The organism is Dyadobacter sp. 676 (assembly GCF_040448675.1).
Taxonomy (GTDB): Bacteria; Bacteroidota; Bacteroidia; order Cytophagales; family Spirosomataceae; genus Dyadobacter.
Genome location: NZ_CP159289.1, coordinates 2,863,449 through 2,875,873, shown reverse-complemented (window position 1 = coordinate 2,875,873; position 12,425 = coordinate 2,863,449). Strand labels below are relative to the sequence as shown.

The following is a 12,425-nucleotide window of genomic DNA, read 5'->3' as shown; positions in this document are numbered from 1 at the left end:
CGAATACCTGAATGACTCCCTCTGTTGCGATTGTAATCCTGAATTATAACGGTCAGCATTATCTCGAAAAATTTCTTCCCAAAGTCATCGAACACTCCGAAGGCCATGCCATCTGGATTGCCGATAATGCCTCCACCGACCATTCGCTCGAATGGCTCGATACGCATTATCCGCAGCTGAATACCCTCATTATCAGCGAAAACAAGGGGTATGCCGGAGGTTATAATGACGCTTTGCGCCGCATTCAGGCCGATTATTACATTCTGCTCAACTCCGACATCGAGGTTACCGAGAACTGGATCGCCCCGGTGATCGCATTTATGGAGTCGGACCCGCTTATCGCTGCCTGCCAGCCGAAAATACGTGCGTACGACCTGCCTACCCACTTCGAGTACGCAGGTGCGGCAGGTGGCTACATGGATTACCTCGGCTACCCGTTCTGCCGGGGGCGCATTTTCGACACGCGTGAGGAGGACCTGGGCCAATACGACGATGAAAAAGACGTCTTTTGGGCAACAGGCGCTTGTCTGTTCGTTCGTTCGTCCGCGTTCCATGCCGCGTCGGGGTTCGATGAATCATTTTTCGCCCACATGGAAGAGATCGACCTTTGCTGGCGCTTGCTTAATATGCGCTACCGGATCACGTATTGTGGCAAATCGACGGTTTTTCATGTTGGCGGGGGCACATTGCATAAATCGAATCCGAGGAAAACTTTCCTGAATTACCGCAACAACCTGATCATGCTCTATAAAAACCTGCCGAAAGGGCGCAGGTGGAAAACGGTGCTGATCCGGCTGGTACTCGATGGTCTTTCGAGCGTCCGCTTTATGGCTACCGGCGCATGGCCCGACGTTTTAGCCATTGTCAGGGCACATTTCGCCTTTTACCGGATGATCCCGGAATTGACGCGTAAAACGCAGCGAACGCGTTACAGGGCGCCGCTTTATTACAGAAGTGTAGTTTGGGAATATTTTGTGTTAGGAAAACACAAATTCGGCAAGCTGACCGGCATCGAACCCGTTAAAGTTCCCAGATCGTAGGACTGTTGTGCCGGCGCCAGTGCTGGTGCAATTCCATCCAGAACGCCAGAACCAAGTACAGGATGATGGGCGAGCCAAAGGTCATGAATGTAGCATAGATAAAGTATTTGCGGATGCTGCTGGCCGGGAAGTTCAGCTTTTCTCCCAATTCTGCACAAACCCCAAATATTTGGTTCTCAACGAAATACCTAAACTTGTTCATACCTGTTTTGTGATAATTGCCTCATAATTAGCGATTTTCGCCGTGATATGCAATTCTGCGGTGTGAATTTTGCTTTAAATATGCCAAAATGCCAAAATACCGCTTGCTCGTAAATTTTCAAATTCTTTAATCAAATAAATTGTTTTACAAACAATTTTTGTTTCTTTGTGATTGAAGATTTTGTAAGTTGTTCATTATAATCAAGATGTCTTCGGGAGAATTTCCAAAATTTCTTTTGCTAATGCGTTGAGCCTCCCTCAATTATTTGGTAGAGCCATTTCGACTTTTAACTGAAACGCGGACAGATCTTCTGTATTTTCACCTTATTTCAATTTTTTTATTTCAACTATTATGCCAACAGGTACTGTAAAATTTTTCAATGAAGCTAAGGGATACGGCTTCATCGTGGAAGACGACACAAAAAAGGACATTTTTGTCCATGTTACAGGATTGGGAGGACTTACTATCCGTGAAAACGACCAAGTAGAATACGAGGTCGTTGAAGGTAAAAAAGGACTTAACGCTGTGCAGGTAAAAAAGATATAATTGTATTTTTTTTGCAAAAGGAATTAAAAATGCCGCTGGTCCAGCGGCATTTTTAATTGATAATCTATTCTACCCAAGACTTCACGTCGTCCAGCAGGGGCATTTTTTCCTCAATTTTCAGTTTTTTACGCATTCCTCCGAGATCATTGAAAATCTTGTTCGGATTTGCACTTTTCAATTGCTCGATCGTCAGGATGTTCATTTTTTGCAACGCCGGAATCCAGACCGCGGGTACTCCTGCATTCACATAATCGGATTCCTTCGCGATCTCCGCTTTTTTCTCCGGACGCATCTGCGGGAAGAAAATGACCTCCTGGATGCTCGCGTTGTTCGTCAGCAGCATTGTAAGGCGGTCGATGCCGATCCCGATACCGGCGGTTGGCGGCATGCCGTATTCCAGCGAGCGGATGAAGTCGTCGTCCATTTCCATCGCTTCGTCGTCTCCGCGTTCTTTCAGTCGGAGCTGATCCTCGAAGCGCTCTTTCTGATCGATCGGATCGTTTAGCTCCGAGTAGGCATTGGCGATTTCTTTTCCGTTCACGAACAGCTCGAAACGCTCTACCATGCCTTTCTTCGTGCGGTGTTTCTTGGTCAGCGGCGACATCTCGACAGGGTGGTCGATAATGAATGTAGGCTGGATGATATTCGATTCCACTTTCTCGCCGAAAATCTCGTCGATCAGCTTGCCTTTGCCCATGCTGTCGTTCACTTCCATTCCCCAGGCGCGGCATTGCTCGCGGATCGCGGCCTCGTCGAGCGTTTCTACGTCCAGGCCGGTATATTGTCTAATCGCATCGGTGATACTCAGTCTTGGATAAGGGCCCGCAAAATCGAGTTCGACATCCCCGAATTTTACTTTCGTTGTCCCATTCACAGCCAGGGCAACTTTTTCGAACACCTCCTCGGTCATTTTCATCATCCAGAGGTAGTCCTTATAGGCCACATAGAGCTCCACGGTGGTAAACTCCGGGTTATGGGTGCGGTCCATGCCCTCGTTGCGGAACAGCTTCCCGAATTCGTATACCCCTTCGAAGCCACCCACTATAAGCCGTTTCAAATGTAACTCCGTCGCGATACGCAGGTACAAATCCATATCGAGCGCATTGTGGTGCGTGGTAAAAGGGCGTGCGGCGGCTCCGCCATGAATAGACTGTAACACCGGTGTTTCCACTTCCAGCCAGCCATTGGCATCGAAGAAAGAGCGCATGGTAGTGATAATCCGCGCACGTTTGACGAAGATGTCGCGTACTTCGGGATTCACGATCAGGTCCACATAACGCTGGCGATAACGCAGTTCGGGGTCCGTAAACCCGTCGTGTACATTGCCGTCTTCGTCGCGTTTCACGACCGGCAACGGGCGCAGCGACTTGTTCAATATCCTGAATTCCTGCACATGGACCGAAATTTCACCGGTTTGAGTTGTAAAAACAAACCCTGTCACACCGATAATGTCGCCGATATCGAGCAGTTTTTTGAAAACCGTGTTGTACAATGTCTTGTCCTCGCCGGGGCAGAGGTCGTCACGGCGGAAGTACAGCTGAATACGCCCGGTGCTGTCCTGGAATTCGGCGAATGCGGCGCTTCCCATGATACGGAAGCCCATCAGCCGGCCGGCCATCGTGACGTGTTTATAGTCGATCTTGTTGTTCTCGTAGTTTTTAAGGATGTCGGCCGCGTAGGCATTCACGACAAATTCTTCCGCGGGATAGGGCTCGATACCCATTCGCATGAGTTCTTCGCGCTTCTGACGGCGCAGTATTTCCTGTTCGCTAAGTAGCATTTTACAGTAATGGATAGGTAAATGGAACTAGGTATTCCAAAACGGTGCGCAAAACTACTACATTTTGTGCTCAATAGCGAGTAAAACCGCCGGTAAGATACGGTGGTTGCCGGTAGGACATTATTTCTGGCACGCTATTAATGTCTTGCTTATATTGTAATCGGAGCGACCTGTTCCCCACTGACATCAACAGCGCTAAACCTCTTCGTTTCATGTTTTCGAAAGTTTTTAAAATCCTTGGAATCGTCGCACTGATTGGCTTTATACTTTTCGGAGCGGTAGAGCTCTGGGTTTACCGCAACAGGGAGAAGCTTTTCAGGCGTGCGCAGGAGGCGATCAACGAAAATCTGAACGGGAACCTAGCCATAGGCGACTTCAAATTCAGGCCTTTTTATGGCGGACTGGGGCTGAACTTTACATTATATGACGTAAAACTGACAGACACGCTCTACAACGTTCACCATAAACCGTTTCTGGAAGCGGAGAAAATTCACATCGCACTGGATTTCAAACGGATATTTTCAGGAGATGTCCGCGTTAAGAACCTGGTACTGGAAGACGGCGGCCTGAAATTGTTCGTGCAACGGGACGGATACTCCAATCTGTCTATTTTCAAATCCAAACCTGAAAAGGACTCCAAAAAGGGTGATAACGACGGGGTCGTAAAAAAGCTGGGTAATGTACGGTTCGTGAACTTTGCTGTCAGTTATTCCGATTCGGTGAAACGAAAATACTTCGGCGCTCTTTTTCATGACGCCACCAACATCATCGAACGTACCGATTCCAGTACCAATGCGAGTTTTACCGGAGCAGTATTTTTCAATAGTCTCACGTTCAATGCCGACAAAGGTGGTTTCTTGACAAAGCAGGAGACGACGCTGGCGCTCGCGCTGGGCTATGACGAGGATGAGAAGAAGTTGAAAATCTATCCGTCGATCGTCGAGAGCGCCACACATAACAAGATCGGGGTCAACGGTGTTTTCGATTTTTCGGATACCATTAAAATATTCAACCTTAATTTCGAGGCAAAAGGGATCGCTGTGAAAGACGCATTGCCGCTGCTGAATCAGCGATTGCAAAAGCAGATCGATTCCATCGGCATCCGGGCCAATGTGGATACGCAGGTGAAAGTGGCGGGGATACTGGGGCGGCCGGGCCTGAAACCGCAGGTAGATGTGCATTTTCAAACGGACACTTTCAGATATAACCTTCCGGTAGGCGTGCTGCGTAAAGTGAGGGCTTCGGGGACATTCACCAATCGTGCGGATACAACCAGACTGGCCGACGTCTACAACTCCCGCCTGATCGCACCGAAGATTACGGGCTTTTTCGAGACTATTCCGTTCGCTTTCAAGCTCGTTGTCAATAATTTCCGTAATCCGCGCGCCGAAATCGATGGCCGCATTGAGGCGGACTCCACAAATATGGGCGCATTGCTCGATCCCGCCCGTTACCGTTTCAGGCACGGTTCCGCGAGGATCGATTTCCATTTCAGCGGGAATTTGAAGCGGTTTTACAATGCCGAGAAAGATAGTTTCGACGGGAAGGTCGCTGGGAAAGTTGCGCTCAAAAACATCGCGATGGATTACCTGCCGCAGAAGGTAAGGATCAGCAAGGTCAACGGGGACCTTACATTTAACGAGAAGGTTATGGTGCTGCCCAACCTCCGGTTTTACGATGGCCAGAATATGCTTTATGTGCGCGGGACGCTGCTCGACCTCATTCCTTATCTTTTCGGCTCTCCCAAGCCGTTGCGTGCAAATGTCGATATCAACATTCCCGAATGGCAACTCAACTGGCTCGAAACATTACTGGCCGCCCCAGGTACCAGCAAGCCGAGATCCGGAAAATCGCTGCGACTGTCGAACCTGCTCGATAATGCGATCGATAAAATGGAGATCGTCGCGAAGCTCGATGCGAGAAAGGTACGATACCGGCATTTTACAGGCCGGGACGTGAAAGGAAAGCTCACGATCAGCAACAACGCGGTGAGCATCGAATATTTTCAGTTAAGGGCTTTCGGGGAGGGCAAAGTGCGGCTATCGGGCGAAATGGACAACTCTGGTGCGGGAAAGTTGCCGCATATGGCCGTCAGGGCCAGGATCGAGAATGCGGACGTTCATTCTGTTTTTTACTCTTTCGACAATTTCGGACAGAAAACCCTTACCCACCAAAACCTGAAAGGTATTCTGAATACGGAATTCAGCTTCGAATCGAATTTGAACAACAACGTGAAACTGGTGCCGTCGAGCATGAAAGGGTTGTTGAGGATCGATCTGACGAACGCTTATATTATTAATTTCGAGCCGTTTATGAAAATGAAAAAGCTGATTTTCAAAAGGCGGAATTTCGAACGCGTCAGGTTCGCGCCGATCCGTAACGATTTCAGGCTGCACGGGCAGGAGATCGAAATAGCACCCATGGAAATCGAATCCAATGTGTTCACACTTTTTATCGACGGGACTTACAGTTTCGGGAACAAAACGGATATCAACATCCAGATTCCACTCAGCAATCTCAAAAAACGCGACTCGACTTACGTGCTGGACCCCAATAACCCGGAAAAACGCGAGGGCTCGAAGATATTTCTCCGCGCCGTGGACGAAAACGGCGAAGTTAATTTCAAATTGGCCTTCCGGCGAAAGAAGAAGGACAAATCCAAAGACGAGGCGGATGTCAGAAAATTCGACGACATCGAGCGGTGATGGCTATTCCCGCTCGCTGCTGAACATGTAACCCACGCCCTTCAAAGTCTTGATATAATTGTCGCCCAGCTTCTCACGGAGTTTCCGGATATGCACGTCGACGGTACGTTCGAGAACATAAATATCGGCCCCCCAGATCTTTTGAAGCAGTTCGTCGCGACTGAAAACTTTGTTTGGTGTCTGCGCGAGGAAAAACAGGAGCTCAAATTCCTTTTTGGGCAAAACCGTCGATTTTTCTCCGCCTTGTGTCACGGTGTAGTTCTTGCGGTTGATCGACAAATCCAGGATTTCGATCGTGTCGCCCGACTCGGCCTTTTGCGCTTCGCGACGGAACAATGCGTTAATACGGCTCATCAATGCTCGTGGCTTGATGGGCTTGGTAATGTAATCGTCGGCCCCGACTTCAAAAGCCGCCACTTCCGAGTATTCCTCGGAGCGGGCCGTCAGGAACAGAATATAGGTGTTTTTGATATCCGGGTTCTGGCGGAGGATCCGACCGGTTTCGATACCGTCGAGTTGCGGCATCATAATATCGAGGAGGATGAGGTCGGGTACGAATGCTTTGGCGATGTCGATGGCTTTTTTGCCGTTGGACGCCGTTAATACCGAATAGCCCTCCTTGGTTAAATTATATTCGAGAAGTTCAACTATGTCGGAATCGTCGTCAACTACCAGTACTTTCGGAGCCGAGTTTGCAGATTTAGCAGTGCTCATTGTTTTGTAGATTAAAACACGATTCGAAATTAGCAGATGTGATGTTCTGATTATATCGGGAAATCTATTGTTAACATAAACATAACATCAGCGAAAAGTAGTTCGATAGATACCGCCCTGCTCGTTGGTGACCAGCATATCGGTATTGTTCAAAAATTCGATGGCTTCGGTTTGCTTTCTCGAAAGACGAAAACAGCCTTTCGGCCTGCTAAAATCCACTTTGTCGCCATTTGTTTCAAACAGCAGCACTTTCCCGTAAGTCAGCAATGCGAAGGTTTTACCGTCCGGCGCGATGGCCGCGGACGTTACCTGGGCATCTATACGGATGCTATCGGTTGCCGCCAGCGTATAATCGCCTTTGACAGCGGGCAGGTTGTACATTTTCACCCACTTGTTTTTGCCCCAGTTCTTCGAAAAAAGATACAAATTTCCCCGATGGTAAAAAAAGGCTTCGCAGTCGGAAGGCTGGCCCGGCCCGTAGCGGAACGTAATAAGTTCGGTACGGTTGCCTGCCGGATCGAACCGGTAGACTTCCAGCGTATTGCGGTGCAAGCCGTTATTACCGAAGTCGCCAATGTAGAAATTGCCGAGGGAATCACGAGTCAGGTCTTCCCAATCCGTATTTTTAGCGCCGGGAACGGCTTTTGTATCCAGTAACTGGCCACCCGGACCGAACAGATAAAGCTCCGGTTTACTGCCGCTGTCGTTATGCGTCCAGAACGTACCGGGCTGCGTTCCCCTGGCAAGTCCCGAACTTTCGGAAACTACTGCGGGAAGCTTTCCTATTTTGCTAATTTTGTAATGCGCTTTAACTTTCTTAAAATCATTGGTTCTGTGATCGGGCTGACAGGTACAGAACACCGTTTTGACAGCTAACCACAGATATATAAACTTATTCATGAATTCAACTTTGCGTCCTCTTCCAAACAAAGATAGAGAAACCCCCGTGTACCTGAAACTGGCCAGTACGCTGGTAGCGATCATTGCAACGGTATACATTCTCTATACGCTTCGTGAGACATTGATCCCGCTCGCATTCTCGATATTGCTGGCCATTTTGCTGCACCCTGTCTGTGCTTGGCTCGAACTGCGGAAAATACCGAGGATAGGGGCCATTTTACTGAGCATTCTTACGCTGTTTACGGCGATCGTCATACTCGTTTATGTGGTTTCGGTGCAAATAGGCAGCTTCGCCGAAGAGCTGCCCCGCATTACCGAAAAGGCGGAGGCGATCCTCGACCAGACGCTGACCATGGGCGAACGTTACCTGAACATCAGCCGGACGCAACAGGTCAACGAGGCGCAAAAGTATCTGATCAATGCATTGAGCGAAGGAAGGGCCTTTTTGCTGAATACATTGGTAACCACTACCGGGGCAATTTCCACTTTTGTACTGATCCCTCTTTACATTTTCTTTTTCCTGCTCTACCGCGATTTTTTCAGGATGTTTGTCCATAAGGCCATCCACAGCGTGCCGAATGAACAGCTTAATGCTTTGTTGAAAAAAATATATGAAGTCATTCAAAGTTACCTATCCGGGCTGTTTCTGGTTATCCTGATTGTGGGCGTCCTGAACAGCATCGGGTTGCTCCTGCTGGGCATTCCGCATGCCATATTTTTCGGTTTTTTGGCCGGTTTCCTGATCCTCATTCCCTATATCGGTATTCTGATCGGCTCGTTGCTTCCGGCGCTGCTGGCTATCGTAACGATGGATTCGCCCTGGTATGCGGTGGGTGTGATCGGCGTAATGAGCTTTGTGCAGTTTCTGGAAGGAAACCTCATTACCCCTAATATAGTAGGTTCGAAAGTGAGCGTCAACCCATTGGCAGCTATTGTGGCGTTGTTCCTCGGAGGGCAGCTGTGGGGCCTTTCCGGTTTGATCCTCGCATTGCCTGTTACGGCCATTCTGAAAGTGATCCTCGACGCGATCCCCAGTCTTGAACCGTATGGGTTCCTGCTGGGAGAGCCTGTGCATGAGGTGGCAGAAGAAAAGGCCGAGCTGGTGAAAGAACAGGAGGCCAGGGAGTTTAAGAAAAAACCGCACCGGCGCTACCGCAAGCCCAAAAAACGCCCGGAAGGCGACGCTCCGGCTGCGCCAACCGCCTGACGGTCGTCCCTATTCTTTTGCGGGAACTTTCTCCACGCTGATACCGACGCTGATGATGAAGGGCAGCGGGTTCTGGCGCATGGATTGCGAAATAGTAAATGTGTAAGTGCCGGAGCGTGGAAAGCGGTAGTTTTTAAGGAAAGGGATTTTGTGGTCAAACAAATCGCCCAAACCATGGCCGTAAGGCTTGCCGGTCACCTCATTGGAAATAAATACTTCTTCCAGCGTATTGGAAATAACCCTTCCGTCGGGCCCAACGAAATTGCGGGTAATGTAGAGGTTGTAATAAGGATATTGCAGCGCGTTCCGGAGCACGTAATACAGGTTGTACGCCTGCGTAGTGTCCGTTATCTCCACCTTGAAAGAGGGTTTGTTTTTTATATACCAGAGCCCGTCATCGATATCCTCGTGTGCTTTGTAGACGACATTTTTATCACAGCCTGATAAAAGGAATATAAAAAATACGACAACAGCCGGCCGGATGAATTTCATGAAGGACTCTGATAAGTTGAGTTGCAAATCTACCCTTTTGTCGCTTTTTACAAACTGGTTTGCTCTGTAAAATAACGGTTCAGCCACGAATTCGATGCCGGCACTCTCCAACGCGTCATCCATTGCGCCTTTGTGCTTACCTGGTTGTCGAAGATCATCGTACCGGGGAGGATCTTTTCGTTCAGGATCGCCTGTTTGATTTTCGGGACAGGGATTGTCTGGATCTGATCGTTCTCGTCGATGTACGCCAGAGAGCGGTCAAAAAAATCGATATTCATTCTCTGGCCGATTTCCTGCAACCAATGCACCGATTTGTCGATCGAGCAGCCGCTGGGCAGCTCGTCGCGTTCGTCGACGGCGATCACTACGAAGCGATGTTCAAATACTTTACCGGAAGCCGTCAATGGCTTTCCGTGTGCTTCCCACGTGTCCAGCGAGGCTTTCAGAGTTTCGGTGATAATCCCCGTTTCTTCGGGAGTCAGCTCCCTGTTGGCCTGATAAACCCACACGCGGGATTGAAAATCGATATCACTAAAAGGAATGTACATGATTAAAGGGGTTAAATGCCGGTTTAAACGGTTAGCTATATGGGTACTTTAAAACAACCATGCTAGCGGCATAGTTCTTACTGTCTGTTCACAGGCCCTTGGCCTGCGCTATAAGCTCCGCCAGGTCGTACACTTTTACGGATTGCTCTTTTTCTTTGTTTTTGATACCGTCGGTCATCATGACCATACAAAACGGGCAAGCTACGGCGATTGTTTCGGCACCTGTCTGTAATGCTTCTTCGATACGCTCGATATTCACATCTTTTTTGCCCGGTTCTGGTTCCTTGAACATCTGGCCGCCACCCGCGCCGCAACATAAGCCTTTGGAACGGCACCGCTTCATTTCCACCAGGTCGGCGTCCAGCGCTTCCAGCACATGGCGGGGTGCTTCATATATGTTATTTGCCCGGCCAAGGTAGCAGGAATCGTGGAAAGTGATTTTTTTGCCCTGGAACGCCCCGCCTCCCTGCAAGCGAACACGGCCGTCGTCTATCAATTGTTGAAGGTATTCCGAATGGTGCAAAACCTCGTAATTGCCACCCAGGGCCGGATATTCATTTTTAAGGGTATTGAAACAATGCGGGCAAGCGGTCACGATTTTCTTCACGTTGTACATATCCAGCACCTGGATGTTGGACATCGCCAGCATCTGGAAAGTAAATTCATTCCCGGCCCGACGCGCGGGGTCTCCTGTACAGCTTTCCTCGGTTCCCAGCACCGCAAACTTCACGCCCGCGCTGTTGAGGATTTTCACAAATGCGATAGTCACTTTTTTATAGCGGTCATCGAATGACCCGGCGCAGCCGACCCAAAACAATACCTCGGGGGGTTTCGTTGTTTGCAGCCATTTCGGCCATCGTAGGTACCCGGTATGCGAGTTCGCTCATATTTTCCGACGCTTATGATTCTGTTGATTTGCCTTCCAGCCCTGCCGCCCAATTGAAGCGGTCGCCGGGCGAAAATTTCCACGGGGCCTGGTTGGTGTCCAGGTTCTGGAACATCATATTCCATGAACCCGGCACGTGTGCTTCGTCCATTACCTTATGCCTGCGCAGTTGCAGGATGATGTCCAGCGGGTTGATTAGCACCGGGCACTCCTGCACGCACGCGTTGCATGTGGTACAGGCGAGGATTTCTTCTTCCAGAATGTAATCGCCCAGCAGGCTTTTATTATCGTTTATGAATTCCCCTTTGTTGGCCAGCATATTGCGACCTACTTCTTCGAGGCGGTCGCGCGTGTCCATCATGATCTTGCGTGGCGACAGCTTTTTGCCTGTAATATTGGCTGGGCAGGCAGCTGTACACCGCCCGCATTCTGTGCAGGAATAGGCATCCATCAGACTTTTCCAGCTCAAATCCGTCACATCTTTAGCGCCAAACCGCTCCGGTACCGCCGCATCTCCCGCCTGCGCCTCCAGGCCCAGCATGATCTTCACTTCCTGCGTAATTTCGGGCATATTTTTCATCTGGCCTTTGGGTTCGAGACGCGAGAAATAGGTATTCGGGAATGCCAGCGCGATGTGCAAATGCTTGGAATAGGTGAGATATACCGCGAAACCAAAAATGCCGAGAATGTGGACCCACCATGCCGCGCGCTCGTAAGCGATCAAAGCGTCCTCGTCCCAGCCTGCAAAAAGTGGTTTAAGCCATTGGCTGATCAAAAAATCGCCCGTTTGGGGATAATGCTCACTCCCGAGATCCTGTAAAGCACTATCGGCCGCATTCATCGTCAGAATGGCGATCATCAGTACGATCTCGAAAACCAGGATTAGTTTGCCATCCGTTTGCGGCCAGCCGCTCATTTCGCGGTGCCTCGACGGCTGGAACCGTTCCACTTTCAGAATGCTACGCCGGATCAGGAAAATTGTACAGGCGACGAGTACACCCAACGCGAGCAGCTCGAAAAAGCCGATCAGGAAACTATAAAACCCGCCCAGCGCGGCCGCGAAAAGGCGGTGCGTGCCTAATATCCCGTCGAGGATTATTTCCAGAATTTCGATATTGATCAGAACAAACCCGGCGTAGACTGCGAAGTGCAGGAAGCCGATCAACGGGCGGTCGAACATCTTTTGCTGCCCAAATGCGACACGCATCATCACCGATAGCCGTTTGCGGGGTTGGTCGGCACGGTCCTCCGCCTTCCCGAGCCGGATCGTCCTGCTGATAATACCGACACGCCGGTAAATGAGCCAGACAACGGCTGCGAGCGCGGCAATAAAGATGATTTGCTGAATGATCGCCATGGCGGAACAGGGTGGTGTTTAGTATGCTTGCATACTAACAAAGTAGGA

At 49.6% G+C, this 12,425-nt stretch carries 11 protein-coding genes and 1 pseudogene; 4 read left to right on the top strand and 8 right to left on the bottom strand.

Annotated features, from left to right (window positions below; all coding sequences use genetic code 11):
• The first annotated feature begins 11 nt into the window (after positions 1-11).
• A complete protein-coding gene (locus tag ABV298_RS12880) occupies positions 12-1,040 on the top strand; it encodes a glycosyltransferase family 2 protein (RefSeq protein ID WP_353722496.1) in 1,029 nt (342 codons plus the stop codon).
• Here the strand turns inward: ABV298_RS12880 and ABV298_RS12875 are convergent.
• A complete protein-coding gene (locus ABV298_RS12875; protein ID WP_015813454.1) occupies positions 1,021-1,242 on the bottom strand; it encodes a PspC domain-containing protein in 222 nt (73 codons plus the stop codon). The genes ABV298_RS12880 and ABV298_RS12875 overlap by 20 nt on opposite strands.
• Before the next feature lie 351 nt (positions 1,243-1,593).
• Here ABV298_RS12875 and ABV298_RS12870 point away from each other — a divergent pair, with 351 nt between their 5' ends.
• Positions 1,594-1,788: a cold shock domain-containing protein gene (locus tag ABV298_RS12870; RefSeq protein WP_015813455.1), complete on the top strand. Its 195-nt coding sequence runs from the start codon at positions 1,594-1,596 to the stop codon at positions 1,786-1,788.
• Positions 1,789-1,852: 64 nt separating this feature from the next.
• Here ABV298_RS12870 and lysS read toward each other — a convergent pair whose 3' ends face one another.
• Positions 1,853-3,568, bottom strand: coding sequence for a lysine--tRNA ligase (lysS, locus tag ABV298_RS12865; RefSeq protein WP_353722495.1), 1,716 nt, complete (start codon positions 3,566-3,568; stop codon positions 1,853-1,855).
• A 212-nt stretch (positions 3,569-3,780) separates the two neighbouring features.
• On the opposite strand from lysS, the gene ABV298_RS12860 reads away from it, so the two are divergent.
• Positions 3,781-6,273, top strand: a complete 2,493-nt coding sequence (locus tag ABV298_RS12860) for an AsmA-like C-terminal region-containing protein (protein ID WP_353722494.1) — start codon at positions 3,781-3,783, stop codon at positions 6,271-6,273.
• 3 nt (positions 6,274-6,276) lie between these two features.
• Here ABV298_RS12860 and ABV298_RS12855 read toward each other — a convergent pair whose 3' ends face one another.
• Complete coding sequence (locus ABV298_RS12855; protein ID WP_353722493.1) at positions 6,277-6,987, bottom strand: response regulator transcription factor; 711 nt, start codon at positions 6,985-6,987, stop codon at positions 6,277-6,279.
• Between the two features lie 87 nt (positions 6,988-7,074).
• Positions 7,075-7,887 (bottom strand): hypothetical protein, encoded by an 813-nt coding sequence (locus tag ABV298_RS12850; RefSeq protein ID WP_353722492.1) that lies wholly within the window; start codon positions 7,885-7,887, stop codon positions 7,075-7,077.
• Here ABV298_RS12850 and ABV298_RS12845 point away from each other — a divergent pair.
• Positions 7,886-9,094 carry an AI-2E family transporter gene (locus tag ABV298_RS12845; RefSeq protein WP_353722491.1) on the top strand — a complete coding sequence of 403 codons (1,209 nt, stop codon included), beginning with the start codon at positions 7,886-7,888 and terminating at the stop codon, positions 9,092-9,094. The two genes, ABV298_RS12850 and ABV298_RS12845, sit on opposite strands and share 2 nt — an antisense overlap.
• Before the next feature lie 9 nt (positions 9,095-9,103).
• Here ABV298_RS12845 and ABV298_RS12840 read toward each other — a convergent pair whose 3' ends face one another.
• From ABV298_RS12840 to ABV298_RS12825, 4 genes and pseudogenes are all read right to left on the bottom strand, one after another.
• Entirely contained in the window at positions 9,104-9,586 is a 483-nt protein-coding gene (locus ABV298_RS12840) for a gliding motility lipoprotein GldH (protein WP_353722490.1), read from the bottom strand.
• Positions 9,587-9,633: 47 nt separating this feature from the next.
• Positions 9,634-10,134 carry a hypothetical protein gene (locus ABV298_RS12835; RefSeq protein WP_353722489.1) on the bottom strand — a complete coding sequence of 167 codons (501 nt, stop codon included), beginning with the start codon at positions 10,132-10,134 and terminating at the stop codon, positions 9,634-9,636.
• An 88-nt stretch (positions 10,135-10,222) separates the two neighbouring features.
• Positions 10,223-11,021: pseudogene (locus ABV298_RS12830) on the bottom strand ((Fe-S)-binding protein).
• Positions 11,022-11,033: 12 nt separating this feature from the next.
• Positions 11,034-12,377: a (Fe-S)-binding protein gene (locus ABV298_RS12825; protein WP_353722488.1), complete on the bottom strand. Its 1,344-nt coding sequence runs from the start codon at positions 12,375-12,377 to the stop codon at positions 11,034-11,036.
• Between the last annotated feature and the right edge of the window lie 48 nt (positions 12,378-12,425).

Coding starts and splice junctions, on each gene's coding strand:
- ABV298_RS12835 (WP_353722489.1), bottom strand. CDS start 10,134: ATGTACATTCCTTTTAGTGATATCGATTTTCAATCCCGCGTGTGGGTT.
- ABV298_RS12825 (WP_353722488.1), bottom strand. CDS start 12,377: ATGGCGATCATTCAGCAAATCATCTTTATTGCCGCGCTCGCAGCCGTT.
- ABV298_RS12880 (WP_353722496.1), top strand. CDS start 12: ATGACTCCCTCTGTTGCGATTGTAATCCTGAATTATAACGGTCAGCAT.
- lysS (WP_353722495.1), bottom strand. CDS start 3,568: ATGCTACTTAGCGAACAGGAAATACTGCGCCGTCAGAAGCGCGAAGAA.
- ABV298_RS12840 (WP_353722490.1), bottom strand. CDS start 9,586: ATGAAATTCATCCGGCCGGCTGTTGTCGTATTTTTTATATTCCTTTTA.
- ABV298_RS12875 (WP_015813454.1), bottom strand. CDS start 1,242: ATGAACAAGTTTAGGTATTTCGTTGAGAACCAAATATTTGGGGTTTGT.
- ABV298_RS12870 (WP_015813455.1), top strand. CDS start 1,594: ATGCCAACAGGTACTGTAAAATTTTTCAATGAAGCTAAGGGATACGGC.
- ABV298_RS12855 (WP_353722493.1), bottom strand. CDS start 6,987: ATGAGCACTGCTAAATCTGCAAACTCGGCTCCGAAAGTACTGGTAGTT.
- ABV298_RS12860 (WP_353722494.1), top strand. CDS start 3,781: ATGTTTTCGAAAGTTTTTAAAATCCTTGGAATCGTCGCACTGATTGGC.
- ABV298_RS12850 (WP_353722492.1), bottom strand. CDS start 7,887: ATGAATAAGTTTATATATCTGTGGTTAGCTGTCAAAACGGTGTTCTGT.
- ABV298_RS12845 (WP_353722491.1), top strand. CDS start 7,886: ATGAATTCAACTTTGCGTCCTCTTCCAAACAAAGATAGAGAAACCCCC.